The organism is Streptacidiphilus anmyonensis, from assembly GCF_000787855.1.
GTDB classification, from domain to species: Bacteria; Actinomycetota; Actinomycetes; order Streptomycetales; family Streptomycetaceae; genus Streptacidiphilus; species Streptacidiphilus anmyonensis.
In genome coordinates, this window is sequence record NZ_BBPQ01000004.1 from 155471 (window position 1) to 180915 (window position 25445).

Genomic DNA, 25445 nt, shown 5'->3' on the forward strand with positions numbered 1-25445 from the left:
GGGGGCCGGGGGGGGGCGGTCGCCGCGGCGGTTCTCTCCCTGGTGGCGGCGGTGCTCGCGGGCGTGGCGCCCGCCGCCCGCGCCGACCAGGTGACCGCCGGCGGCGACAACCTGCGGACCAGCTGGGACCGGAACGAGCCGGGGCTCTCCCCGGCCGCCGTGCAGAGCTCGGTCTTCGGCCAGTTGTTCCGGACCCAGCTCGACGGGCAGGTCTACGCCCAGCCGCTGGTGATCGGCGACGAGGTGGTCGCGCTCACCGAGAACGACACCGCCTACGGGCTCGACGCGGCCACCGGCGCGGTGCGCTGGCACGTCCACTACGGGACGCCGTTCCAGGCCTCCTCGATCGGGTGCGGCGACCTGACGCCGACGATCGGCGCGACGGCCACGCCCGTCTACGACCCGGCCACCGGCACCCTGTACTTCACCACCAAGGTCGCCGACGGCACGGCGGCCGACCTGCACCCGACCTGGCTGATGCACGCCGTCGACGCGACCAGCGGGGCCGAGCGGCCGGGCTGGCCGGTCACCATCGCGGGCACGGCCACCAACCAGCCCGGGGGCACCTTCGACCCGTTCCACGAGATGCAGCGTCCGGGCCTGCTGCTGCTGGACGGCGTCGTCTACGCCGGCTTCGGCGCCCACTGCGACGTCCAGCCCTACCGCGGCTACGTCGTCGGCGTCAGCACCACCACCCACAGCATCACCTCGATGTGGGCCTCCGAGGCGGGGGCCAGCACCAGCGGGGCCGGGGTGTGGCAGTCCGGCGGCGGCCTCGTCTCCGACGGCTCCGGCCGGATCTTCTTCAGCACCGGAAACGGCATCAGCCCCAGCCCCGGGCCCGGCAGCAGCCCGCCCGGCACCCTCGCCGAGTCGGTCGTGCGGCTCCAGGTCGGCAGCGACGGCTCGCTGACCGCCGCCGACTACTTCAGCCCGACGAACAACGCCACGCTCGACCTCAACGACCAGGACATCTCCTCCGGCGCCCCGTTGGCCGTCCCGGACGGCTACGGCACCGCCGCGCACCCGCATCTGATGGTGGAGCAGGGCAAGGACGGGCGGGTCTTCCTGCTCGACCGCGACCACCTCGGCGGCACCGCCCAGGGCAACGGCGGCGGCGACGACGTCCTCGGCGTCTCCGGCCCCTACCAGGGGCAGTGGGGCCACCCGGCCTTCTTCGGCGGCGACGGCGGCTACGTCTACCTCGTCGGCAACAACGGACCGCTGCGCGCGCTGCACCTGGGCGTCGGGGGCGACGGCCTGCCGGCGCTCACGCAGACCGGCCAGACCCAGGACGTCTTCGGCTACACCAGCGGCTCGCCGCTGGTCACCTCCGACGGCACCACCGACGGCAGCGGCGTGGTGTGGACCGTCTCCGCGTCCAACGCCGCGGGTGCGAACGGGACGCTGCGGGCGTACTCGGCGACCCCGGACGGGAACGGCCTGCTCCAGCTGCTGTGGTCCGCGCCGATCGGCAACGCCGCCAAGTTCGCCACCCCGACCGCGGCGGCCGGCCGCGTCTACGTGGGCACCAGGGACGGCTTCCTGTACGGGTTCGGCAGCCCGGCCGCCACCGCGCTGACGGCCGCCCCGGTCGACTTCGGACCCACCGCCGTCGGCGGCACCGCGCAGGGCACGCTCCAGCTGACCGCGACCGTCCCGGCCGGCGTCACCGTGACTGGGGCGAGCACCGCCGCACCCTTCGCCATCGGCCCCACGCCGCCCGCCTTCCCCGCCACGGTGGCGAACGGTCAGACCCTGTCCCTGCCGGTGCAGTACACGCCGACGGCCACGGGAGGCGCCAACGGCGCGGTCAAGGTGTCGCTCTCCGACGGCTCGAACCTGGTCTTCGCGCTGCACGGGGTCGGCACCCGGCCCGGACTCGGTGCCGCGCCCGCCTCGCTCGACTTCGGCGAGGTGCCGACCGGCACCAGCCTGACCATGAACGTGCAGCTCACCAACACCGGGACCGTCACCGAGACGGTCGGCGCCGCCACCGCGCCCACCGGCCCGTTCCAGGCCGCGGGGCTGCCGGCCGCCGGCACGCAGATCGCGCCGGGCGGCTCGGTCGTGGTCACCGTCGTCTACACCCCGCAGGCGGCCCAGCAGGACACCGGTTCCCTCGCGGTGACCAGCACCGACGGGACCGTCACCGTCCCGCTGACCGGCACCGGCGTCGCCGGGCACGGCCACCTGGCGCTGTCGACGGCCACCACGAACTTCGGCGCCGTCCCCGTCGGCGCCTCCAGGACGCTGTCCTTCACCCTCACCAACGACGGCAACATCCCCGTCACCGTCACCAAGGCCAAGGCGCCGACGGGGGACTACAACAGCGCCGTCGGCCTGTCCGAGGGCCTGGTCATCGGCCCCGGGCAGAGCGCGGTCCAGCAGGTGACGTTCACCCCGCGCAGCTCCGGGACGCTGACGGCCGCCTACGAGATCACCGGCGACGGCGTCGACGCCGCGGGCGCGCCGCAGGGCGCGATGTACGAGCAGCTGACCGGGGTCGGCCAGGGGACGGCCGACGTCGCCGGCGTGCAGACCGGCGCCTGGACCGTCAACGGCTCGGCGAGCCTGCCCGGCGACGGCAGCATCCAGTTGACCGGCGCGGTGGGCGGCCAGGCGGGCAGCGCCTACCTGACCAGGCCGCTGCGCACCGACGGGCTGCGCGCCACCTTCACCGCCAAGCTCGGCCAGGGCACCGGCGGCGACGGGCTCGCGTTCGACCTGCTCGACCCGGCGCTGGGCCGGACCACGGCGCTCGGCACCGGTGGCGCGGGCGTCGGCGCGGCCGGTGTGCCGGCGGTCGTGGTCAAGCTCGGCACCACCCCCGACGGCCCGATCGCCGGCCGCAACGACCTGGCGGTCGCGCTGGCCACGCCGGGCTCCGGCGCGCTGCACTACGTCGCCTGGACGGGGCTGCCCAACTCGTTGCGGCAGGGCACGCACCAGGTCGACGTGCAGGTGACCGGCGGTCAGCTCTCGGTCTGGTTGGACGGGGTGCAGCGCCTGACCTGGCAGGGCTACGTGCCCTCCGCCGCGTACGTCGGCTTCTCCGGCGGCACCGGGGCCCTCAACGACGTGCACGCGGTGAGCGGAGTGGTCGTCGGCGGCGGCGCGGCCGCCGGCTACGTGCCGGTGACGCCGGGCCGGGCCCTGGCCACCTGGGCGGGCGCCGGCCGTCCCGGCACCACGCCGCTGGCCGCCGGCGCGACCGCGAGTGTCGTCGTGGGCGGCGCGTTCGGGGTGCCGGCGGGCGCGAGCTCGGTGTTGGTGGAGGTCCAGGCGGCGTCCCCGAGCACCTCGAGCGGCTCGCTGACGGTGCTTCCGCACGGCGGCACCGCTCCGGCCCACGGCGTGCTCAGCTGGAACGCGACCGGGCAGAACGTGGCCCGTACGGCGGTGGTGCCGCTGGGCACGGGCGGCCGGATCGACGTGGTGAACTCCAGCCGCGGCAGCGTGCACGCGGCGCTGTACGTGCTCGGCTACACCATGCCGGGCGCCGGGAGCGGCTTCACCCCGGTCCCGCCGGTCTTCGACCTGGACACTGCCCGCGCCGTCGGCCAGCACGGCACGGCGGCGCTGGCCCCGCACGGCACGCTGAACGTCAAGGTGGCCGGGGTCGGCGGGGTTCCCGCCACGGCGCGCTCGGTGGTGGTCAACCTGACCGCCTCGCGGGCGTCGGCGGACGCCTCGGTCACCGCGTACCCGCAGGGCGGGGCGCGTCCCGGCTTCGGCAACGTGTACGTGAAGCAGGGCGGCGACCTGATGTCGGACCTGCTGACCGTTCCGGTCGGCGCGAACGGCGGCATCTCGCTGTACAACTGGGGCGGCGGCAGCGTCGCGCTGACCGCGGTCGTCGTCGGCTGGTACGGCCCGGCCGGCGGCGTGGTCGCGCCCGCGTCGGGCTTCGTGTCCACGACGCCGAAGCTGCTGCTGGACACCGCCGCCGGCGTCGGCCAGACCGGCACCGGCAGGCTCGCCGCGGGGGGCACCGTCACGATGGCGGTCTCGGGCGCGGGCGTGCCCGCGGGCGCGAGGGCGGTCCTGGTCGACCTCGACGCGGACGGCAGCGCCGCCGGAGGCTCCCTCACCGCCTGGCCCGCGAACGGCGTCCGCCCGGCCACGACGGCGTTCTTCTGGAGCGTCCCCGGCCACCTGTGCGGCGACCTGGCGTTGGTCCCGCTGGACTCCTCGGGCCGGATCGCCGTGCGCAACAACGGTTCGGCGCCGACTGCCCTGCACGTGCAGGTGCTGGGCTACTTCTCCTGACCGACGCACGACCAGGGCCCCCGTCCGCGCTGCGGACGGGGGCCCTGCCTGTGATCCGGGTGACGGCGGAGCGTCAGGACAGGTCGTGGAACTGGCCCCAGCCCGACGTGCCGATGAGCGTCTTGGCGCCGAACATGCCGTTGCCGATGCCCGGGTAGAGCCAGAGCCGACCAGAGGAGTCCACTGCGGCCAGGTCCGCCTTGCCGTCGCCGGTCAGGTCGCCCGGGGCGACGAGGTGCGTGTAGTGCTCCCAGCCGTAGCCGACCTCGACGCGAGTGCCGAACTTCCCGTTGCCGAGGCCCGGGTAGAGGTACATGACGCCGCCAGGCGTGACGGCGACCAGGTCCGCGATGCCGTCGCCGTTGAGGTCGCCCGCGCCGACGATCCAGCGGTACTGGTTCCAGCCGCCGCCGATCAGGACCGGCCGTTCGTCGACGGAGGTCCCGCCGTTGCCGGGGATGAACCAGAGCCGCCCCGATCGGTCGCGGGCGACCAGGTCCGACTTGCCGTCACCGTTGAGGTCGCCCGGGCCGATGACGACGTTGTACCAGCTCTGCGGGAAGTTGCCGGTGGCCCCGATACCCGTCAGGTGACCGGTCGGGTCGACGCCCACCAGGCCGACCATGCCGGTGTCGTCCGGGGAGACGGTCGCGGACAGGATCGTGTACGACCCCACGTCGTTGCCGCACTGACCGGACGCGAGGGTGCCGTTCTCGTTGCCCTCGTACCAGCAGAAGGTGCCGTTGGAGTGGCGGGCCATGATCTCGCCCTTGCCGAAGTCGGGCTGGTGCCCCTCGTCGGCGAGCGCGTTGGTGCGGGACCACCCGGAGTCGACCTTGACCGGTTGGGCCAGGCCGCCAGCGCCGTTGCCCGCGTGCAGGTACAGATCGCCGGACTCGGTGCGGCCGACGACGTCGCCGTGGCCGTCCTTGTTCCAGTCCAGTCCGAGCAGCTGGTTGTAGCCGCCGAACCCGGAGCCCACGAGCCGACGCCCGGACAGCGAGCCGTCGCTGTGCCCGTCGTAGGCCCACAGGCGGCCCTGGAGGTCGCGGGCGAGCACGGTCGCGTTGGAGCCAGTGTCGAAGTTCGCGGCCCCGATCAGCTGGTCGTACCCGTTCCAGCCGCCGGTGCCGACGAGTACCCGGGGACGGAACGGGGAGGTCAGGCTCGTCTGGCTGGCGTAGTACCAGAGCCGACCCTGGTGATCGCGGGCCATCAGATCGGCCCGGCCGTCGCCGTTGAGGTCGCCGGCGACGAAGATCTGGCTGTACGTCTGCCAGCCCGAGCCGATCAGGATGTACTTGTCGCTGGGCCGTGCGTAGGTGGACGGGAACAGCCGCAGCTGTCCGGAGGCGGTGACGGCGAGGTAGTCCTCGCCCTGCCCGCCGCTGATGTTGCCGATGTCCAGCAGTTGCCGGTACTGGGCGTGCCTGGACGCTCCGCCGTCCTCGACGATGAGGTCGCCCATGGAGCCGACGGAGTAGAAGCCGTTGCCGTAGCCCGAGACGGTGAGCATGCTGGCCTCCGACCAGCTGGCACCCGCTGCCGAGGCGGAACCGGGCAGGGCGGTGAGGGCGAGGGCGGCGCCCGTCGCGAGGATGGCGAGGCGACGGAGGGCACGCCGCCCGAAAGTGGAACGAATGGTCACAGTCCCCCCAGGACTGAGTCGGAAGGCCACGCGCGATGCGGGCGGGGGGACTGTACACCGACGACCGACGGGGTTCAGCTCACTTTCCCGGCAGCGTCGCCGCGTGGTCCGGGACGTACTGCTGTTCGTCGCGCGGAGGGCGGACGTAGCCGGTCGGGGCGGGACGGTCGGGGAACTTGATCTTGCGGGCCCGCTGCTCGACGTAGGGGACCGCGGAGAGCAGGTGGGCGATCATGTTGATCCGGGCCCGCTTCTTGTCCTCGCTCTCGACGACGTTCCAGGGGGCCTCGGGGATGTCGGTGTGGACGAACATCTCGTCCTTGGCCCGGGAGTAGTCCTCCCAGCGCGTGATGGACTCCAGGTCCATCGGGGAGAGCTTCCAGCGCCGCATGGGGTCGTCCCGGCGGGCCCGGAACCGGCGTTCCTGCTCGCGGTCGCTGACCGAGAACCAGTACTTGAGCAGGATGATCCCGTCCTCGACCAGCATCCGCTCGAAGATCGGGCACTGGTGCAGGAACCGGTGGTACTCGTCCTGGGTGCAGAACCCCATGACCCGCTCGACGCCGGCGCGGTTGTACCAGCTGCGGTCGAACAGGACGATCTCGCCGGCGGCGGGCAGGTGGGCGATGTAGCGCTGGAAGTACCACTGCGTCCGCTCGCGTTCCGTCGGCGCGGGGAGCGCCGCGATCCGGGCGACGCGCGGGTTCAGGTACTGCGTCACCCGCTTGATCGCTCCGCCCTTGCCGGCGGCGTCGCGGCCCTCGAAGACGACGACCACCCGCGCGCCGGTGGCCTTCACCCACTCCTGAAGGGTGACCAGCTCGGCCTGGAGGCGGAAGAGTTCTTGCTCGTAGACCTTCTTGGGCAACTTGTCAGCCATTGCAGGAGGGTAACCACAAGGGGCGCGGAGAACGGCGCGACAAGCCAGTCCCCCGCGCCCCGACGGTTCAGCGGGCCGCCACCTGCTCGCGCGGTTCCGCGCTCAGCGGCTGCCGCTTGCGGGAGAGGGCCGAGGGCCACCACAGGCGGTGCTCCAGGTCCATGGCCAGGGCCGTGACCAGGATGGAGCGGACCACGAAGGTGTCCAGCAGGACGCCCACGCAGACCGCGAAGCCGATCTCGGCGAAGCCGACGATCGGGAGGGTGCCGAGGACGCCGAAGGTGCTGGCGAGGATCAGGCCCGCGGAGGTGATGACGCCGCCGGTGGCTGCCAGGCCCGCCAGCGCGCCGCCGCGGGTGCCGCGCCGGTCGGACTCCTCGCGCACCCGGGTCATCAGGAAGATGTTGTAGTCGATCCCCAGAGCCACCAGGAAGACGAAGACGAACAGCGGGAACGCGTTGTCCTCGCCCTCGAAGCCGAACAGGTGGGTGAAGGCCAGCGAGGAGATCCCGAGCGCCGCCGCGAAGGACAGCACCACGGTCAGGATCAGCACGATCGGCGCCACGACCGCCCGCAGCAGCAGGCCGAGGATGACCAGGACGACGACCAGCACCAGCGGGATGATCACCTGGTTGTCGTGGTTCGAGGCCCGCTGGACGTCCAGGCGCACGGCGGTGTCGCCGCCGACGTAGGCGTTCGCGCCCGGTACCGCGTGGACCGCGGCGCGGGCGGCGTCGACGGTGTTCTCCGCGGCCTTGGTGTCGGGGGCGTTGGTGAGCGTGGCGGTGACGTAGGACAGGCCGTTGCGGCTCACCGGCGGGGTGACGCCGGTCAGGCCGTGGCCGTCGAGACGGCTGAGGGCGGCCGAGACCTGGTCGCCGGCGGAGGCGTTCGCGATGACCTGGAGCGGGGAGCCGGTGCCGGCCGGGTAGTGGGCGTCGATGACCGTCTGCGCGGCGACCGAGTCGGGGGTGTTGCTGAAGGAGCCGGCCGTGGAGAGGCCGTCGGCCTTGAGACCGAGCATGCCCAGCGCCAGCGCGCCCAGCGCGAGCGCCGTGCCGACCCAGACGATCCGCGGGCGGTGCGAGATCCCGGTGCCGATCCTGGCCCACACGCCCGTCTCGGTCGGCTCGGCGGAGCCGAACGCCGGGCGGACCGGCCAGAAGACCCAGCGGCCGCAGATGACCAGCAGCGCGGGCAGCAGCGTGATCATGGCGAGCAGGGCGACGCCGACGCCGATGGCGCAGACGGGACCGAGGCCGCTGGTGGAGTTCATCTCGGCGACCATCAGGCAGAGCATGGAGACGGCCACCGTCGCGGCGGAGGCGAGGATCGCGGGGCCCGCGCGGTGCAGGGCCTCGGCCATGGCCTCGTGGCGGTCCTCGTGGCGGCGCAGCTCCTCGCGGTAGCGGGCGACCAGCAGCAGGGCGTAGTCGGTGCCGGCGCCGATGACGAGCACCGTGAGGATGCCCTGGCTCTGTCCGTTGACGGTCAGTCCGGCGTCCTTGGCCAGCAGGTAGATGACGCCCTGCGCGGCGGTGAGGGCCAGGCCGGAGGAGAGCAGCGGCAGCAGCCACAGGGTCGGGCTGCGGTAGGTGAGCAGCAGCAGCACGATGACGACGCCGAGTGTGGAGTACAGCAGCGTGCCGTCGATGCCGGCGAAGGCCTTGCTCTGGTCGGCGCCGTAGCCGCCGGGGCCGCCGACATGGGCGGTCAGGCCCGGGTCGCCGGTCGTCGCGACGGTGCGCATGCTGTCGACGGCCGGGCCGAGGTTGTTCCAGCCGTCCTTGGACAGGTCGATCATGACGGTGGTCTGCAGCGCCTTGCCGTCGGCCGAGGTGCGCGGCGGCTGGACGGGGCCGAGCACGTGGGCGATCCTGGCGAAGGCGGTGGTGTCGGCGGTGGCCTTCTGGACGTCGGCCGGGGTGATCCCGCTGTCGCGGGTGTAGACGACGATGGTCGGCGTCGACGTGCTGGACACGAACCGGCCTTCGAGGTTCACGACCTTGGTCGACTCCGCGCTGCCGGGCAGCCAGCTGGACGTCTGGTTGTTCTCAGCGCTGGTGAGCTTCCCGGCGAGCGGGCCGAGAGCCACCAGGGCCACCACCCAGAGCGCCAGGACGACCCACTTGGTTCTGCGGCCGGCAGGAAGGGCGGCGAGCCGCCGGGCTTGGTTCATCTGTGTGCATCCCCCAACTTAACGCGATACATCGCGACTGTTGCGTCCACGATGTGTGCGGGCGTCGGGGGCTGTCAAGCGTTCCAGGTCAGCGTGCGGCCGATGTTCACGCCGTTGTCGGCTCAGCGCGGCTCGGCGTTGTAGCGCTCGAGGAGGTCGGCGAAGACCGCGACGTCGTCGTCGGACCAGTGCGCCAGGCGGTTCAGGAAGGCCTGGCGGCGCTGCTCGGCCGCCTTGCGCAGCAGTTCGGCGCCGGTCTCGGAGGGGTGGATGATCTGGCCGCGCTGGTCCTCCGGGTCGGGGCTGCGCTCGACCAGGCCGAGCTTCTCCAGGGTGGCGACCTGGCGGCTGACGGTGGACTTGTCCAGCAGGAAGTGGGTGGCCAGATCGGTGCCGCGACAGCCGCCGACGTCCCGCAGGTGGTCCAGGATCGCGTAGCTGACCAGCGTCAGCCCCGGGTGGATCTGCGAGGCCATGGCGCGGGCGCGGCGCGAGAAGGCGGTCAGTTCGCGCTGGATGGAGTCGATGCTGTCCATGCGCGTACGCGCGGAGGTGGTGGGCATGGTTGCACTATACAACCAAGCTCGGCCTTGCGCGAGCCCCCACTACGACCGCCCGGGCAGCGGCGGCAGCGGCGGCACGGGCTGCTGCACCGGCAGCGGCAGCTCGAACCAGACCACCTTGCCGACCGCCTTGCGGCTGGTGCCCCAGCGCGACGCGAGCTGGCTGACCAGGCCGAGGCCGCGGCCCTCCTCGTCCAACAGCTCCGAGGGCTCCAGCGACGGCAGGTTGTGGTCGTCGTCGCTGACCTCGACCAGCAGCTTGCCGACCCGCATCAGCTGCAGCTCGACACTGCCCTTGGCCACGCGCAGCGCGTTCGTCACCAGCTCGCTGACCAGTAGTTCGGTCAGTTCCGACAGCTCTGCGAGGCCCCAGCGGGTCAGTTGGTCGTGCACCAGACTACGGGCCCGGCGCACCTCGCTCGCGTCCAGCGCGAGCGACCAAGAGATGACGTCCTGCGGCGGGATGCCGTCGAACCGGGCGATCAGCAGTGCCAGGTCGTCGCCGCGGTCCTCGGTGTGCAGGCGCTCCAGCACGGTGTCGCAGACCTCTTCGGGGCTGCGGCGCGGGTCCACGATGTCGCCGCACAGGGCGGCCAGGCCGTCCCCTATGTCGCCGCCGCGCATCTCCACCAGGCCGTCGGTGCACAGCACCAGCATCGAACCGTCCGTCACCTTGACCTCCTTGGAGGCGAAGGGCACGCCGCCGACGCCGATCGGCGCGCCGGAGGGGATCTCCAGCAGCTCGCCGCGGCCGTCCGGATGGACCAGCACCGGCGGCACGTGGCCGGCCGAGGCGATCGTGCAGGTGCGGGCGATCGGGTCGTAGACCGCGTACAGGCAGGTGGCGAGGTGGTCGTCGCCCAGACGCTGCGACAGGTTGTCCAGGTGGCGCAGGATCTGACCGGGCGGCAGGTCCAGGGCGGCCAGCGTCTGCATCGCGGTGCGGAAGCGTCCCATCGCGACGGCGGAGTGCAGACCGTGGCCCATCACGTCGCCGACCACCAGCGCCACCCGACTGCCGGGCAGTTGGACCGCGTCGAACCAGTCGCCGCCGACCTCGGCGCGGCGGTCGCCGGGCAGGTAGCGGTGGGCGACCTGGACCCCGGGGACGCGCGGCGGGCGGCTCGGCAGCATCGAGCGCTGGAGCGTGATCGCGGTGCGCGCCTCCATCCGGTGCAGTCGCGCGTTGTCGATCGACAGCGCGGCGCGTGCGGCGAGCTCGCGCAGGTAGGAGGCGTCGGCCTCGTCGAAGGCGGGACGGTGCGCGTCGCGCAGCAGGGTCAGCACGCCGAGCACGGTGCCGCGCGCGGTCAGCGGCAGCGTCAGCATCGAGCGGCCCTCGAAGAGCGAGGTCAGCCCCGGGCCGCCGCGCCCGAGCGCGCAGGCCTCGGCGGTCGCCGGATCGAGCCGGGGGACCAGCACCGGACGGCCGCCCTGCAACGCGTACCCGGACGGCGTCTCACCGGCGAGGGTGACCAGCGACCCCTCGGTGACCAGGTGCTTCCACGGCAGCGTGCTCTGGCCGAAGGAGCAGGCGACGCGGCGCAGCTGCGTCTCGTCGTCCGGGCGCTCGCGCGGCGGCTCGCTGTCGGTGATCAGGCGGTCCCGCAGCTCGACGCAGGCGAAGTCGGCGATGCCGGGGATGACGACGTCGCAGACCTCGTGCACGGTGCGGTCCAGGTCGAGCGTGGTGCCGATGCGCGCGCCCACGTCGCTGAGCAGCAGCAGCTGCGGGTTGACCGGATCGGCGTCCAGCTCCTCCCCGACCGCGGCGGCGCCGGGGCCGAGGCTGACGCTGGCCCGGGTGGGCGGCCCGCTGAACGGCCCGTCGTCGGCGGCGGCACGGCGCGGGGCGGACGGCTGCCCGCCGACCTCCCCCTCGAGCTCCTCGACCTCCTCGACCGCCCGGGAGCGGGCCTGGGACGGCACGGCGGCCCGGCCGCCGTGCTCGGGCTGCTCGGTGGCCAGCCGTCCCGGCGTCCGCCGGCCGCCGCCCCGGCCGGGCTCGGCGGTCGTCGCGTCGGCGCGCTCGGCGTCCGTGGACGTCGATGCGGACGTCGATGCGGACGCGGATGTCGACCCGGACGTCGACCCGGCTGTGGTCGCCTGGGCGCGGGCCGGGGCGCCGGCGGCGGTCGCGGCGGTGGTCGCGGCAGTGGTCGCGGAGGCCCGGGCCGCGACGGTGCGGGACGTCGTCGTGTGGCCGGACTTCTGGGCGCCCGTCCGGGCGCCGGCGGGCGGCTCGCTGTCGGGCACCGGCGCGACCGGCAGCACCATCGCGTCGAGCCGCAGAGCGGGCGTGCCTGCGGCGACGAGCTGGGTCAGCAGCGCTCGGCGGCGGTCCGCGGCGATCCGGGGGAGCATCTGCGCCAGGCGCCTGGCCGCGCGTTCGCGCTCCCCACGACTCCCGCACGGGGCCAGCACCGGTTGCACACGCGCCGCACCGGCCACGGCGCCGCCGCCGGGCAGGTCCGCGGCGAAGGTCAGCTGCTGCTCGCCCAGGGCGATGCGCAGGCCCGAGCCGCTCAGCCGGTGCGCGTCGGCGGCCAGCACCAGCATGCCCCGGCCGCTCGGCTCGACGGTGCGCCAGGCCCAGCAGCAGACCTCCACCCGGCGGCCGTCACGGTCGGTGACGGTCAGCTCACCGGCCCAGCCGGGGGCGAAGTCGACCAGGTCGTCGAGGTGGTCCAGGGCGTCGCCCGAGGGCTTGCCGGCGAGCGGCAGCAAGCCGGTGGTGGTGCGGTCCAGCACGTCGTTGCGGCGGTGGCCGAAGAGCTCCTCGGCGCCGAGGTTCCAGTGGGTGAGCCGCCCGTCGGAGTCGACCACCAGCGCGGCGAGCCGCGCCAGGGCGACCACCTCGGGCGCGCTCGGCGCGGGGCGACGCGCCGCGGCCTCGGACGCTGCGAAGGACTCCTCCGTCATCTCACCCTCTCTCAGCGGCTCCGCGGCTCCATACAGTTCGGGTACCCCAGGCAAGCACGAAACCTGCGGGTCTAACCCGATATTGAAGAACATTTGCCGTGTTCCGTAGCGCGTACACCTGCGCACGCCCTAGTGTGCGCCCTTTGTGCCCGCAGCGGGGACAGTAGGGTGGCCGAACGGACACGCGCGTCGAAGAACGAGTAGTGAGGTTCCAGATGACTACCGACCGTGTCGGAGAGCCGGTGCCGCCGGTCCGGTGGGCGGACCCGGAGGAGCCCGAACTGGAGGCCCGCGTCGCCCATGCCGAGGCCGAGTGGGTCGACGCCGAGGTCGGCGTGGAGACGCTCCGGGTGGAGCTGGACAACTTCGCCCTGGTGCACCACCAGCGGCTCGGTCCGATGTACGTGCGCCTGGACGAGCTGGACGCGCTGATCGCCGAGGCGCGCGCCGCGCGCACCGGCAGCCCGGAGGATCTGCGCCGCGCCTACGAGGCGCGCAGCGTGCTGGAGCCCATGCCCGACCTCGCCGCCTTCTTCGACGAGGGCGACGCGGCCGGGGAGGGCGCGGTGCCGCCGGTGTCGATCGAGGCGCCGGAGCGGATCCGCCCCGACCGGGAGGCCCAGCGCCTCTTCCGCGAGCTCGCGCGTCGCGCGCATCCGGACCTTGCCCAGGACCCGGAGGAGGTCCAGCGTCGCGGCGAGTTCATCGCCCGCGTCAACGAGGCCTACGCCCGTGGCGACGTCCTGGCCCTGGAGCAGCTGGCCCAGGAGTGGGCCGACGGCGACCCGGCCGCCTTCCAGCCCGCCGCCGGCACCCCCGAGCGCGTCGCCTGGCTGCGTCGGCGCCTGGAGTGGCTGGAGAGCCGACTGCACCGGCTGGAGGCGGCGCGGGCGGAGCTGGCGGACAGCCCGATGGGCCAGCTGCTGATGCTGCACCCCGACGACCCCGACGCCCTGCTGGAGGTCCTCGCCGAGCAGCTGCTGGCCAGCGTCGCCGAGCGGCAGTCCGAGCTTGAGACACTGTTGTCGTAGTCCGTTTGTTTCTGAGGAGATCCTCGTGTTCCAGCCCACCGTCCCCACCGTCGACATCTCCGCGGTCCCGGCCGACGCCGTCCTGCTGGACGTGCGTGAGCAGGACGAGTGGGACGCGGGTCACGCGTCGGACGCCGTCCACATCCCGATGAGCCAGTTCGTCGCCCGCATCGGCGAGCTTCCGGAGGCGGAGCCGCTGTACGTGGTCTGCCGGGTGGGCGGCCGCTCGGCGCAGGTCGTCCAGTACCTGGTCGCCCAGGGCCGGAGCGCCGTGAACGTGGACGGCGGCATGCTGGCCTGGGAGGCGTCGGGCCGCGAGCTGGTCAGCGACAGCGGCCAGGCCTTCGTCGCCTGACCGACCCCTTTTCGGGCCCGTCCCTGCTCCTTCCCTGCTCCCTCCCCGCCCTCTTGAAGGGGCGGCTCGCGAGGCGGTATCAACAGGTTGCCTGACGAAGCGTCAGAAACCTTGGGGGTGCCGCCGTGAACGCACTCGTGGAAGCCGTCCTCGCCCAGCGGGGCCGGGAACGGAACGCGCTGGTCGGGGAGGGCTTCGCGGACAGCGGGGACGAGACGCTGCGCGCCGTCCGCGCACGGGCCGCGTACCTGGGCGAGCACCTCGCCGCGGCCGCGTACCCGCACGTCGGGCTGCTGCTGGAGAACACCCCCGCCTACCTGTGGTGGCTGGAGGCGGCGGTGCTCGCCGGGGCGACGGTCGTCGGCGTCAACCCGACCCGGCGCGGCCCCGACCTGCGGCGGGATCTGACGCACACCGACTGCGCCCTGCTGGTGACCGAGACCCGGCTGCTGCCGCTCGTCGCGGACCTCGGCCTCGGCATCCCCGTCCTGGTCGTGGACTCCCCCGGTCACGACGAGGCGCTCGCGCCGTTCGCCGACGCCGATCCGCCCGCCCGGCTGCCCGCGCCGGAGACCCGGCTGCTGCTGACCTTCACCTCCGGCTCGACCGGAGCGCCGAAGGCGGTCGTCTGCAGCCAGGGCCGGATCGCCCGGGCCGGCGAGAAGCTCCGGGCCCAGTACGGCCTGACCGAGGCGGACACCGGCTACGCCTGCATGCCGCTCTTCCACGGCAACGCGCTGATGGGCCTGTGGGCCCCGCTGCTCCTCGCGGGCGGCACGATCGCGCTGCGCCGCCGCTTCTCCGCGACGCGCTTCCTCGGCGACGTCCGCGCGTTCGGCGCCGGCTACTTCACCTACGTCGGCCGTGCCGTCTCCTACGTGCTGGCCACCGAACCGCGCCCCGACGACGCGGCCAACCCGCTGCGGCTGGGCTTCGGGACGGAGGCCGGGGCGGTGGACGCCGCCCGCTTCGAGCGCCGTTTCGGCTGCCGTCTGGTCGAGGGCTACGGGTCCTCCGAAGGCGGCTGCAACCTCCGGCAGGACCCGGCCGCGCCGCCCGGCGCGGTCGGACGCCGGGGCTCCGGGCCCCACGACGACCTCGCGGTCGTCGACCCGCGGACCGGGGAGGAACGCCCGCGTTCCCGCTTCGACGCGGCCGGGCGGCTCCTCAACGGCGACGAGGCGATCGGGGAGCTGGTCAACCGGACGGCCCGCGCCGGGTTCGAGGGCTACTGGCGCAACGAGGAGGCGGGCGCGGCCCGCCTGCGGAACGGCTGGTACTGGACCGGCGACCTCTTCCACCGCGACGCCGACGGCTGGTTCCACTTCGCCGGCCGCAGCGCGGACTGGCTCCGCGTGGACAGTGAGAACCTGGCCGTCGCCGACATCGAGAACATCCTCGCCCGCTGGGAGGCGGCCGCGGCGGTCGCCGTCTACGCCGTTCCCGACCCGGTCGCGGGCGACCAGGTGATGGCCGCCGTCGAACCCCGGCCCGACGCCGCGGGCACGGACGTGGACGGGATCGCCGCCGACCTCGGGCGGTTCCTGTCCGTTCAGCCCGACCTCGGGACCAAGATGCCGCCGCGCTTCGTCCGCCTCGTCCCGCGGATGCCGGTCACGGCCACCCACAAGACGGCCAAGACGGGTCTGCGGGAGGAGCGTTGGGACGCGGTCGGCGACGACACCGTGCTGTGGCGGCCCTACCGGCGGTCGACGGGCGGTGAGCTGAGCTATCGCGTGCTCACCGCGGAGGACCGGGAGAAGCTCGCGGCGCTCTTCGCCGAGCACGGCCGGGCCGCCTTGATCGGTCGAAACCAGGTGCCGCCGCCGTGAGTCTCAGCGAAGATGTTGTCCCGGACGGGTGACCCCGCCGCGAGACGGACTGGCTACGAAGGGCCCACATGACCGACGGAATCGGTGAGCTGCTCCAGACGGAGCGGATCGAACTGCGTCCCATCACCCCGACCGTCGCCGCGGCTCTGCGCGCGGGCGGAAGCGGCGGCCTCGACTGGCTGGGCGGCGCTCCGTACGAAGGCACCGTGGACGCCTGCGGCGGCCTGCTCAAGGCCCACGAGGCGGGTGTCTACCAGGAGGCGTGGGGCGCGTACGCGATCGTGCTGCGCGCCGAGGGCGTCGCGGTCGGCGGTGTCGGCTTCCACGGGGCGCCCCGCGGCGGCAGTTGCGAGATCGGCTACGACCTCGTGCCTCCGGCCCGGGGCCGCGGTCTCGCCACCGAGGCCGCACGGCTGGTCACCGCGTTCGCGCTCACCCAGCCCGGCGTCGAGTTCGTGGTGGCCCACACCGAGCCGGACAACGTCGCCTCCCAGGCGGTCCTCCAGCGCGCGGGCTTCACCCGTGACGGCGAGACCGAGGGCCTCCTCCGCTTTGTGAGGCGGTAACAGGAACCTTCAGGGGCGCGGGGAACTGCGTGAGCGACCACCCGGTGCGGATGGCCCTGGCCGCTCGGCGATTCACCACACAGGGTGGCTTGTCGCGCAGTTTCCCGCGCCCCTGAGGTGTTGCGACTAGAGGTGGCGCAGGAGTCCCACGGGTGACTCCACCGCGTCGGCGACGAAGCGGAGGAAGCCGCCCGCTGTCGCGCCGTCGCACACCCGGTGGTCGAAGGTGAACGAGAGCTGGACGACGCTGCGGACCGCCAACTCCTCCCCCACGACCCAGGGCTTGCGCGCGATCCGGCCCACACCGAGCATCGCGGCCTCGGGGTGGTTGATGATCGGTGTGGAGCCGTCGACGCCGAAGACGCCGTAGTTGTTGAGGGTGAAGGTGCTGCCCGTCAGCTCCGCCGGGGTGAGGCTGCCGGCGCGGGCGGACTCGGTGAGGCGGGCGATCTCCGTCGCCAGCTCCTCCGTGGTGAGCCGGTCCGCGTCGCGGACGACCGGGACGACGAGGCCGCGTTCGCTCTGCGCGGCGAAGCCGAGGTGGATCGCGCGGTGGCGGCGCACGCCCGTCGGGTGGCCGTCCGGGCCCAGCTCCACGCTGGAGTTGAGCGCGGGGAAGCGGCGCAGCGCGGCGACGCAGACGCGGGCGAAGAGCGGCAGGACGCCGACTCCGACGGCGGCCTTCGCCTCCAGCAGGCCCGTGGCGTCCGCGTCGACCCAGCAGGTGGCGTCGGGGATCTCGCTGCGGCTGCGGGCGAACCGCTCGGCGGCGATGCGCGCGCCGCCGCGCAGCGGGACGAACTCGCCCTCCGCCGTTGCGGGCTGTGCGACCGGGACCGCCCGGGTCTGGACGGCGCGTTCCACGTCGGCGCGCATGATCAGACCGTCCCGGCCGGTGCCGACGACGGTGGCGAGGTCCAGGCCCTGCTCGCGGGCGAAGCGCCGCACCAGCGGCGAGATGACCGCGACGGCGTGCCCCGTCGGGGCCTTCACCGCGACCGGCGCGACCGGCGCGACCAGCGCGACGGGGACGACCGGGGCGACCGGCGCAGCCGGAGTCGCGGGGGAGCCCGGGTGGGCGACCCTGCGGCGGCGCGGTCCGCTGCTGTGGCTGGTGCCGTAGCCGACCAGGACGTTGCCCGAGCCGCTGTCGGCGTCGCCCTTGCCCTTGCCCGTGGGCGGCTCCTCGCCGGATGCCGCGCTCGTGGCGACGGTGATGAGCGGGGCGCCCACGGGGACGACCGCGCCCTCGGGGCCGGCCAGGGTGGTCACCACGCCCGGGTAGGGGCACGGGACTTCGACGACCGCCTTCGCGGTCTCCACCTCGGCGACGGGCTGGTCGACGGTGATGACGTCGCCGACGGCGACGAGCCAGCGGACGATCTCCGCCTCGGTGAGGCCCTCGCCGAGGTCGGGCAGGACGAATTCGCGCACGGAGGCCATCGCGGTCACTGCTCCCACTGGAGTCGGGCCACCGCGTCGAGGATGCGGTCGACGCCGGGCAGGTGGTGGCGCTCCAGCATCGGCGGCGGGTAGGGGATGTCGAAGCCGGTGACGCGCAGCACGGGCGCGGCGAGGTGGTGGAAGCAGCGCTCCGTGACGCGGGCGGCGATCTCCGCGCCGGGGCCGCCGAAGCCGGTGGCCTCGTGCACCACGACCGCACGGCCGGTGGCGCGGACGGCCGCGGTCACGGTCTCGTCGTCGAAGGGCGTCAGCGAGCGCAGGTCCACGACGGCCAGGTCCCAGCCCTCGGCCTTGGCCGCCTCGGCGGCCTCCAGGCAGACCGGCAGGGAGGGCCCGTAGGTCAGCAGCGTCGCGCTGGCGCCCTGGCGGCGGACGACGGCCCGTCCGATCGGCTCGACCGGTCCTGGGGTGACCTGGTCCTTGGACCAGTACAGCCGCTTGGGCTCCAGGAAGACGACCGGGTCGTCGGAGGCGATGGCGGCACGCAGCATGCCGTAGCCGTCGGCGACGGTGGCGGGGGTGAGCACGTGCAGACCCGGCGTGTGGGCGTAGTACGCCTCGCTGGAGTCGCTGTGGTGCTCGACGCCGCCGATGCCGCCGCCGTAGGGGATGCGGATGGTGATCGGCAGCGGCAGCCGCCCGGCCGTGCGGTTGCGCATCTTGGCGACGTGGGAGAGGAGTTGCTCGAACGCCGGGTAGGCGAACGCGTCGAACTGCAGCTCCACGACGGGGCGCAGGCCGTACATGGCCATGCCGACGGCGGAGCCGAGGATGCCGGCCTCGGCCAGTGGGGTGTCCAGGCAGCGGTCCGCGCCGAACTCGGCGGCCAGGCCGTCGGTGATGCGGAAGACGCCGCCGAGGGTGCCCACGTCCTCGCCCATCACCAGGACGGTCGGGTCCTCGCGCATGGCGTCGCGCAGCGCGGAGTTGAGGGCCTGGGCCATCGTCAGGGTCGTGGTGGCGCCGGAGGCGGCGGGTGCGGTCGCGGTGCTCATCGTGCGTCGGCCTCCGCCGCGAGTTCGGCGGCCAGCAGGTCGGCCTGCTCCCGCAGTTGGGGGGTGGGCTCGGCGTAGACGTGGGTGAACAGGGACATCGGGTCCAGTTCCGGCTCGCTGTGGAACTCGGCGCGCATCTCCGCCGCGAGCTCCTCGGCGGCCTCGGCGGCGGCCGCCACGCCCGCGTCGTCGATCAGGTCGCGGTCGCGCAGGTGGCGCTCCAGGACGGTGAGCGGGTCGCGGGCCTGCCAGGCGTCGACCTCGTCGGGGGTGCGGTAGCGGGTCGCGTCGTCGGCGTTGGTGTGCGCCTCGAGGCGGTAGGTGACGGCCTCGACCAGGACCGGGCCGCGGCCGGAGCGGGCGTGCTCGACGGCCTCGGTGAGGACGGTGTGCACGGCGGCGGCGTCGTTGCCGTCCACGAGGCGGCCGGAGATGCCGTAGCCGACGGCCTTGTGCGCCAGCGTGGGGGCCGCGGACTGCTTCGACAGCGGAACGGAGATCGCGTAACCGTTGTTCTGCACCAGGAAGACCACCGGCGCGTTCAGCACCCCGGCGAAGTTCAGGGCCTCGTGGAAGTCGCCCTCGCTGGTGCCGCCGTCGCCGACCAGCGTCAGCGCGACCACGTCGTCGCCGCGGAGGCGGGCGGCGTGGGCGAGCCCGACGGCGTGCGGGGCCTGGGTGGCGAGCGGGGTGGACAGCGGCGCGGTGCGGTGGGCCTTGGGGTCCCAGCCGTGGTGCGCGTTGCCGCGCAGCAGCGTCAGCGCCTCGACGGGGCGCACGCCACGGGAGACGACGGCGAGGGTGTCGCGGTAGCTGGGGAAGAGCCAGTCGTCCTCGCGCAGCACGAGCGCGGCGGCGATCTGGCAGGCCTCCTGCCCGGTCGAGGCCGGGTAGACCGCGAGTCGACCCTGCTTGGTCAACGTGGTGGCCTGCTGGTTGTAGCGGCGCCCGAGCACCAGGCGGCGGTAGAGGTCACGCAGCAGCTCGGGGTCGAGCTTGTCGGCGGCCGGGGTGTCGAGCAGGCGGAACGGCTCCGGGTCCGGAAGCAGCGGCGCCGGGTCGCGGCGCGGGCCGTGGGCGTTCGGCGGCCAGACGGAGGCCGAGGAGCCCGCGGGTTGGTCGAGAAGGGTCATCTCGGCACCTCCGAGTGGGTGGGGTGAGGGTGGGGAGATGCAGGGGCACGGTGAGGCGGTGGGAGCGGTCGCTCTCCCTACCGATTGTTCGGTCGAGAGATCGAACTGACTACTCTTGCGGCGCAGTGGTGGACAGACGGTCCACGGAGCGCTTCGCTGGAAGCAGGTCGTCCATTTCGGGAGGGCAGGGGGCCATGACCGCTGAACAGATGGCCGGTGGGGAACAGCGCTCGCTGGACCGGGTGGACCGGGCGATCCTGCGGCTGCTCCAGCAGGACGGGCGCGCCTCGATCCGCTCGGTCGCCGAGCGGGTGCACGTCTCGCGCGCCAACGCGTACGCGCGCATCGCGCGGATGGTGGAGGACGGCGTGATCCGGGGCTTCACGGCCCGCGTCGACCACGAGCGCGCGGGTCACGGCGCGTCGGCGTACGTGACGCTGAAGGTGGTGCAGAACTCCTGGCGGCAGGTGCGCACGGCGCTGCTGGAGCTGCCGGGGGTGGAGCACATCGCGCTGGTCGGCGGCGAGTTCGACGTGCTGATGCTGGTGCACACGGTCGACAACCGCGCGCTGCGCGACCTGGTGCTGAACAAGATCCAGTCGATCCCGGGCGTGCTCGCCACGCAGACGCTGCTGGTCTTCGAGGAGACGGACCGGCTGCCGTTGCTGCCCGACTAGCGTGGCGTTCTCCGGCCGCGGCCGGGGCTCCGGGTCAGGCGGCCCGCAGGCCGTGGAAGGCCAGCTCGGTGACGGCGTCGACGACGCGGGCGGCGGACTTCGCCCCGTCCGGGCCGTCCGGGCGGTACCACTCGACCAGCGAGTTGATCATGCCGAAGAGCAGGCGGGTCGCCAGCCGCGGCTCGACGTCCGCGCGCAGGGAGCCCTCGGCGACGGCCTCGGCCAGCAGCTCGGCGACGCGGTGGTCGAACTCGCGCCGGCGCTGGAGCGCCCACTGCTCGGTGGCGGTGTTGCCGCGGACCCGCAGCAGCAGCGTCACGTAGGGGAGCTCGGCCAGCAGCACCTCCGTCGTGCGGTGCACGACGTGCTGGAGCCGGGCGAGCGCCGTGCCGCGCGTCGCCTCGGGCTCGTCCAGGGTGCCGAAGAGGCCGTCCAGGGCCCGGCCGACGGCGAGGCGGAGGAGCTCCTCCTTGCCCTTGACGTGGTGGTAGATCGAGGACTTGGAGATCCCGGCCGCCCGTGAGAGGTCCTCCATCGAGGTGCCGTCGTAGCCCCGCTCGTTGAAGACCCGGACGGTGACGGCCAGCAGCGTGTCGACGGTGTAGGCGTCGCGGCGCGGGGCGCGGGAGGTCTCGACCATGTGGACGAGTATCACATCACGTTGTCCCACCTCGCTCCCGTGTTCCCCGGCTTATCGTTGTAGTGCTATAACTGTTACAGGCATACAATGGATAGAGGAGAGGGGGCGGGCATGCCGGAGCTCAGCGCACGACGACGACTCCTGGTCCTGGCCATCTGCTGCATGAGCCTGTTCATCGTCGGGCTCGACAACACGATCGTGAACGTCGCGCTGCCGTCGATCGCACACGCTTTTGATCCAACGAGCCTCGGTGGGGACGTCTCCAGCCTGCAGTGGGTGGTCGACGCCTACGTGGTGGTGCTCGCCTCGCTGCTGATCCTCGGCGGCTCGATGGGGGACCGCTTCGGCCGCCGCCGGGTCTTCCAGACCGGCCTCGCCCTCTTCACCCTCGGCTCCCTGGCGTGCAGCCTCGCGCCCGGCCTCGGCTGGCTGATCGGCGCCCGCATGCTGCAGGCGGTCGGCGGCTCGATGCTGAACCCGGTCGCCATGGGGATCATCACCAACACCTTCACCGATCCCAAGGAGCGCGCCCGCGCCATCGGCGTCTGGGGCGGCACGGTGGGCTTCAGCATGGCGCTCGGCCCGGTCGTCGGCGGCCTGCTGGTCGGCGCGGTGGGCTGGTCCTCGATCTTCTGGATCAACATCCCGGTCGGCCTGGCGGCCCTGGTCCTGGCCGGACGCTTCGTCCCCGAGTCCCGGGCCCCGCGCCCGCGCCGGATCGACCCCTTCGGCCAGCTCGCGGTGATCACCCTGCTCGGCTCGCTCACCTACGGCATCATCGAGGCCCCGAAGGCCGGCTGGGGCTCGGCGCAGTCGCTCACCTGCTTCGGCCTCGCGGCCGCCGCACTGGTCGCGCTGCTGATCGTCGAGTCGCGCCGCGAGGAGCCCCTGATCGAGCTGCGCTTCTTCCGCAGCGCGCCGTTCAGCGGCGCGACGCTGATAGCCATCAGCGGCTTCGCCGCACTCGGCGGGTTCCTCTTCCTCAACACCCTCTACCTCCAGGACGTCCGCGACTTCAGCGCGCTGCGGGCGGGCCTGGCCACCCTCCCGATGGCGCTGGCCACGGTCGTCTGCTCCCCGCTCAGCGGCCGCCTGGTCGGCTCGCGCGGCCCCCGGCTCCCGCTGGTGGTCGCCGGCATCGCGATGACCGCCAGCTCACTGCTGATGGTCGGCCTGCGGCCGGACACCCCGATCTGGCAGCTGCTGCTGGCCTACCTGGTGTTCGGTCTCGGCTTCGGCATGCTGAACGCGCCCATCACCAACACCGCGGTCTCCGGCATGCCCCGCGCCCAGGCGGGCGTCGCGGCGGCCGTCGCCTCCACCAGCCGGCAGACCGGCCAGGCGCTGGGCGTCGCGGTGATCGGCTCGGTGGTGACCTCCGCCGTGGTCGGCGGCCTGCACGCGGGCTTCGCGCAGGCGAGCCACGTCGGTTGGTGGATCATGGTGGGCTGCGCGGCGGTCGTGCTGGTCCTGGGCGTCGCGACGACGGGTCAGTGGGCCCGGGGGACGGCCGAGCGGGTCTTCACCTCCGCGCCCGAGGAGAAGCGAGCGAGTGTGAGCGCGGGATGAGCGGGCAGGCGCAGGAGAAATCGGCGCAGGAATCGGCCCAGCGGGTCTACGCCGTCATGCGACGGCTGGTCCTGGAGGCGGACGACCGCAAGCAACGGGTGGCGGAGGCGCTGGGCATGAGCTTCAGCCGCGCCAAGGCGCTGCGGCTGCTGGCGGAGGGCCCCTTGCGGATGCGCGAGCTGACCTCCCGGCTGATGACGGACAAGCCGTACACCACGCTGGTGGTCGACGACCTGGAGGGGCGCGGCTTCGTCGTCCGCTCCCTGGACCCGGACGACCGCCGCTGCAAGGTCGTCACCCTCACCGAGGCCGGCCGCGAGGCCGCTGCGCGGGCGACGGGGATCCTGACCACGCCCCCGGCGGAGCTGGCGGCGCTGCCGCCGGAGGATCTGGCGGATCTGGATCGCATCCTGGGGAAGTTGCACTGACGTAAGGGGCGCGAGGCTCTGCTGATCTGCGGCTCCGCCGCGCGGGCGCGACCAGCCCACCCGGGCGGATGGTTTTTAACGTCGAGGACCATCCGCCCCAGGTGATATCTCGCGCCGTTCCCCGCGCCCCTGGGTTGGAGCATGGCCAGCCGACCGATCATTCGGTTACCTTGGGTGCTGGCAGAGTCGCCGCCCGGAGCCCATGAGGAGTGCGCGTCATGACCGCAGCCACGGTCCACCCGATGATCGACCGTCACCAGGAGACCCTTGAGCGCGCGGTGAGCGCCCTCGCCGAGCGGGACTACTGGTCGCCGTACCCCGAGTTCCCGAAGGCCTACGGCGAGGACGCCCTCGCTGTCGGCGGCGCCGCGTTCGAGGCACTGAAGGGCACCACGCGCTTCGCCGCGGACGAGCTCGTCGGTCCCGCCGCCGACGCCGGGGGCGAGGTCTCGCCGTTCGGGGGGCCGCTGGACATCGCCTACGGCTACCGCTCCGCCGACGCGCTGATGGCCGCCGCCGTCGCCGCGCAGCCCGCGTGGGCGCAGGCGAGCCCGCTGCCGCGGGCGGCGGTCTGCCTGGAGATCCTGGCGCGGATCAACGCCCGCTCGGTCGAGTTCGGCTTCGCCGTCCAGCACACCACCGGCCAGGCCTTCGGCATGGCCTTCCAGGCCGGCGGCCCGCACGCGCAGGACCGCGGGCTGGAGGCCGTGGCCGTCGCCTTCGCCGAGCAGACCCGGATCCCGGCCAAGGCGAACTGGACCAAGCCGCAGGGCAAGCGCGACCCGCTCCAGATGGAGAAGGAGTTCATCGTCCGGCCGCGCGGCGTCGGGCTGGTCATCGGCTGCAACACCTTCCCGACCTGGAACGGCTTCCCGGGCCTGTTCGCCTCGCTCGCGACCGGCAACGCCGTGGTCGTGAAGCCGCACCCGCGCGCGATCCTGCCGTTGGCGCTGACCGTCGAGATCGCCCGCGAGGTGCTGACCGAGGCCGGTTTCGACGCCGACGTCGTGCAGCTCGCACCGGAGAAGCCGGGGGAGGGTCTGGCCAAGACGCTGGCCACCCGGCCCGAGGTCGCCATCGTCGACTACACCGGGTCCACCGCCTTCGGCGACTGGCTGGAGGAGAACGCCCGCCAGGCGCAGGTCTACACCGAGAAGGCCGGCGTCAACACCGTCCTGGTCGAGTCCACCGACGACTACGCCAACGCGCTGGGCAACCTGGCCTTCAGCCTCTCCCTCTACAGCGGCCAGATGTGCACCACGCCGCAGAACCTGCTGATCCCGCGTGCGGGCATCGCCACCGACCAGGGCGAGAAGTCCTTCGCCGAGGTCGTCGCGGACCTGTCCGCCGCCCTCGGCAAGCTCCTCGGGGACGACGCGCGCGCCGCGCAGATCCTCGGCGCCGTGGTGAACCCGGGCGTGCTGCAGCGGGTCGAGCAGGCCGAGAAGGGCGAGTACGGCGAGCTCGCGCTGGCGCCGCGCGCGGTGGTGAGCCCGGAGTTCCCCGAGGCCGTGATCCGCACGCCTGCCCTGGTCACCCTGGACGCGGCCAAGGACGCGCTGCCGGGCGAGTGCTTCGGCCCGGTGGCCTTCGCCATCGCCGTGGACTCCGCCGCGCAGGGCGTGGAGCTGCTGGCCGAGACGGTCCGCACCCGGGGCGCGATGACCGCGGCCGCCTACACGACCTCGCCCGAGGTCGAGCGCGCGGTGGTCGAGGCGGCCGTGGACGCGGGCGTCTCGCTCTCGCTGAACCTGACCGGCCAGGTCTTCGTGAACCAGACCGCCGCCTTCTCCGACCTCCACGGCACCGGGGCCAACCCGGCCGCGAACGCGGCCTACGCCGACGCCGCCTTCGTCGCGAGCCGATTCCGCGTGATGGAGGTCCGCCGCCACAACGGCTGATTCCGCGCGGGTGTTGGCATAAGCACAAGCGCAGGTGTTGGCATAAGAAAATGCGGGGCCGCCCAGGATTCTCCTGGGCGGCCCCGCTGCTTTGCACTGACACGGGTGTAGGCGTTCTGTTGCGCCTTTTACACGCTGTAGGTGGCCCTGGGAGGCCTGAATCACGCAGGGTAAGCGGTGATGCGGATCACGTCGTCGTGGCCGGGCTTTCATAACAATTCCGCCCCCAACTCACTGTCGGGGCATGGAATCCGCAGCTCATGGGCCTTAATGTCGGTCCCCATCGCAGCGTCGGAAAGGACCTCCGGACAGCCCCCGCGTCTTTGAGAAAGGCACTCCCCCGAACATGACGCCCCCGAACATGACGAACGCCAGCTCTTTTGAGCTCGC

The 25445-nt window shown here is 73.2% G+C and carries 18 protein-coding genes; 9 read left to right on the forward strand and 9 right to left on the reverse strand.

Translation table 11 applies throughout. From position 1 onward, the window contains the following. The first annotated feature begins 42 nt into the window (after positions 1-42). Positions 43-4272, forward strand: coding sequence for a choice-of-anchor D domain-containing protein (locus TR50_RS06955; RefSeq protein ID WP_052440805.1), 4230 nt, complete (start codon positions 43-45; stop codon positions 4270-4272). Between the two features lie 73 nt (positions 4273-4345). Here TR50_RS06955 and TR50_RS06960 read toward each other — a convergent pair whose 3' ends face one another. The 5 genes from TR50_RS06960 to TR50_RS06980 form a co-directional block, all read right to left on the reverse strand. Further along, positions 4346-5920, reverse strand: coding sequence for an FG-GAP repeat domain-containing protein (locus TR50_RS06960; protein WP_152648288.1), 1575 nt, complete (start codon positions 5918-5920; stop codon positions 4346-4348). Positions 5921-5999: 79 nt separating this feature from the next. Beyond that, positions 6000-6800 carry a polyphosphate kinase 2 gene (gene ppk2 / locus TR50_RS06965; RefSeq protein ID WP_042415986.1) on the reverse strand — a complete coding sequence of 267 codons (801 nt, stop codon included), beginning with the start codon at positions 6798-6800 and terminating at the stop codon, positions 6000-6002. A gap of 67 nt (positions 6801-6867) precedes the next feature. Then, a complete protein-coding gene (locus TR50_RS06970; protein ID WP_042415988.1) occupies positions 6868-8979 on the reverse strand; it encodes an MMPL family transporter in 2112 nt (703 codons plus the stop codon). A 122-nt stretch (positions 8980-9101) separates the two neighbouring features. Further along, the gene (locus TR50_RS06975) at positions 9102-9542 is read right to left on the reverse strand and encodes a MarR family winged helix-turn-helix transcriptional regulator (RefSeq protein WP_042415990.1); all 441 of its coding nucleotides are present in this window, start codon (positions 9540-9542) and stop codon (positions 9102-9104) included. 42 nt (positions 9543-9584) lie between these two features. Continuing rightward, complete coding sequence (locus TR50_RS06980) at positions 9585-12464, reverse strand: ATP-binding SpoIIE family protein phosphatase (RefSeq protein ID WP_063775020.1); 2880 nt, start codon at positions 12462-12464, stop codon at positions 9585-9587. Between the two features lie 215 nt (positions 12465-12679). Here TR50_RS06980 and TR50_RS06985 point away from each other — a divergent pair, with 215 nt between their 5' ends. From TR50_RS06985 to TR50_RS07000, 4 genes are all read left to right on the forward strand, one after another. Further along, a complete protein-coding gene (locus tag TR50_RS06985) occupies positions 12680-13495 on the forward strand; it encodes a hypothetical protein (RefSeq protein WP_052440807.1) in 816 nt (271 codons plus the stop codon). A 25-nt stretch (positions 13496-13520) separates the two neighbouring features. After that, complete coding sequence (locus TR50_RS06990) at positions 13521-13850, forward strand: rhodanese-like domain-containing protein (RefSeq protein ID WP_084699834.1); 330 nt, start codon at positions 13521-13523, stop codon at positions 13848-13850. A 125-nt stretch (positions 13851-13975) separates the two neighbouring features. Next, positions 13976-15682: an AMP-binding protein gene (locus TR50_RS06995; protein WP_052440808.1), complete on the forward strand. Its 1707-nt coding sequence runs from the start codon at positions 13976-13978 to the stop codon at positions 15680-15682. A 68-nt stretch (positions 15683-15750) separates the two neighbouring features. Then, the gene (locus TR50_RS07000) at positions 15751-16248 is read left to right on the forward strand and encodes a GNAT family N-acetyltransferase (RefSeq protein WP_052440809.1); all 498 of its coding nucleotides are present in this window, start codon (positions 15751-15753) and stop codon (positions 16246-16248) included. A 126-nt stretch (positions 16249-16374) separates the two neighbouring features. Here the strand turns inward: TR50_RS07000 and TR50_RS07005 are convergent, their stop codons facing one another. The 3 genes from TR50_RS07005 to pdhA are packed head-to-tail and all read right to left on the reverse strand — an operon-like array spanning position 16375 to position 19840. After that, the gene (locus tag TR50_RS07005; protein WP_042416305.1) at positions 16375-17691 is read right to left on the reverse strand and encodes a dihydrolipoamide acetyltransferase family protein; all 1317 of its coding nucleotides are present in this window, start codon (positions 17689-17691) and stop codon (positions 16375-16377) included. Between the two features lie 5 nt (positions 17692-17696). Next, entirely contained in the window at positions 17697-18707 is a 1011-nt protein-coding gene (locus TR50_RS07010) for an alpha-ketoacid dehydrogenase subunit beta (RefSeq protein WP_042415993.1), read from the reverse strand. Beyond that, positions 18704-19840: a pyruvate dehydrogenase (acetyl-transferring) E1 component subunit alpha gene (gene pdhA, locus TR50_RS07015; protein WP_042415996.1), complete on the reverse strand. Its 1137-nt coding sequence runs from the start codon at positions 19838-19840 to the stop codon at positions 18704-18706. The genes TR50_RS07010 and pdhA overlap by 4 nt, the downstream gene beginning before the upstream one ends. 194 nt (positions 19841-20034) lie before the next feature. On the opposite strand from pdhA, the gene TR50_RS07020 reads away from it, so the two are divergent. Next, a complete protein-coding gene (locus TR50_RS07020; protein WP_084699836.1) occupies positions 20035-20517 on the forward strand; it encodes an Lrp/AsnC family transcriptional regulator in 483 nt (160 codons plus the stop codon). 34 nt (positions 20518-20551) lie between these two features. Here TR50_RS07020 and TR50_RS07025 read toward each other — a convergent pair whose 3' ends face one another. Beyond that, on the reverse strand, positions 20552-21157 hold the full coding sequence (locus TR50_RS07025; RefSeq protein WP_042415999.1) for a TetR/AcrR family transcriptional regulator: 606 nt from the start codon (positions 21155-21157) through the stop codon (positions 20552-20554). Positions 21158-21268: 111 nt separating this feature from the next. Here TR50_RS07025 and TR50_RS07030 point away from each other — a divergent pair, with 111 nt between their 5' ends. From TR50_RS07030 to paaN, 3 genes are all read left to right on the forward strand, one after another. Next, entirely contained in the window at positions 21269-22726 is a 1458-nt protein-coding gene (locus tag TR50_RS07030; protein WP_042416003.1) for an MFS transporter, read from the forward strand. Next, entirely contained in the window at positions 22723-23154 is a 432-nt protein-coding gene (locus TR50_RS49670) for a MarR family winged helix-turn-helix transcriptional regulator (protein WP_042416008.1), read from the forward strand. Before TR50_RS07030 ends, TR50_RS49670 begins: the two co-directional genes overlap by 4 nt. Before the next feature lie 218 nt (positions 23155-23372). Beyond that, positions 23373-25055 carry a phenylacetic acid degradation protein PaaN gene (gene paaN, locus TR50_RS07040; RefSeq protein ID WP_042416010.1) on the forward strand — a complete coding sequence of 561 codons (1683 nt, stop codon included), beginning with the start codon at positions 23373-23375 and terminating at the stop codon, positions 25053-25055. The last annotated feature ends 390 nt before the right edge of the window (positions 25056-25445 follow it).

Coding starts and splice junctions, on each gene's coding strand:
- paaN (WP_042416010.1), top strand. CDS start 23,373: ATGACCGCAGCCACGGTCCACCCGATGATCGACCGTCACCAGGAGACC.
- TR50_RS07030 (WP_042416003.1), top strand. CDS start 21,269: ATGCCGGAGCTCAGCGCACGACGACGACTCCTGGTCCTGGCCATCTGC.
- pdhA (WP_042415996.1), bottom strand. CDS start 19,840: ATGACCCTTCTCGACCAACCCGCGGGCTCCTCGGCCTCCGTCTGGCCG.
- TR50_RS06980 (WP_063775020.1), bottom strand. CDS start 12,464: ATGACGGAGGAGTCCTTCGCAGCGTCCGAGGCCGCGGCGCGTCGCCCC.
- TR50_RS07010 (WP_042415993.1), bottom strand. CDS start 18,707: ATGAGCACCGCGACCGCACCCGCCGCCTCCGGCGCCACCACGACCCTG.
- TR50_RS49670 (WP_042416008.1), top strand. CDS start 22,723: ATGAGCGGGCAGGCGCAGGAGAAATCGGCGCAGGAATCGGCCCAGCGG.
- TR50_RS07005 (WP_042416305.1), bottom strand. CDS start 17,691: ATGGCCTCCGTGCGCGAATTCGTCCTGCCCGACCTCGGCGAGGGCCTC.
- TR50_RS07020 (WP_084699836.1), top strand. CDS start 20,035: ATGACCGCTGAACAGATGGCCGGTGGGGAACAGCGCTCGCTGGACCGG.
- TR50_RS07000 (WP_052440809.1), top strand. CDS start 15,751: ATGACCGACGGAATCGGTGAGCTGCTCCAGACGGAGCGGATCGAACTG.
- TR50_RS06970 (WP_042415988.1), bottom strand. CDS start 8,979: ATGAACCAAGCCCGGCGGCTCGCCGCCCTTCCTGCCGGCCGCAGAACC.
- TR50_RS06975 (WP_042415990.1), bottom strand. CDS start 9,542: ATGCCCACCACCTCCGCGCGTACGCGCATGGACAGCATCGACTCCATC.
- TR50_RS06985 (WP_052440807.1), top strand. CDS start 12,680: ATGACTACCGACCGTGTCGGAGAGCCGGTGCCGCCGGTCCGGTGGGCG.
- ppk2 (WP_042415986.1), bottom strand. CDS start 6,800: ATGGCTGACAAGTTGCCCAAGAAGGTCTACGAGCAAGAACTCTTCCGC.
- TR50_RS07025 (WP_042415999.1), bottom strand. CDS start 21,157: ATGGTCGAGACCTCCCGCGCCCCGCGCCGCGACGCCTACACCGTCGAC.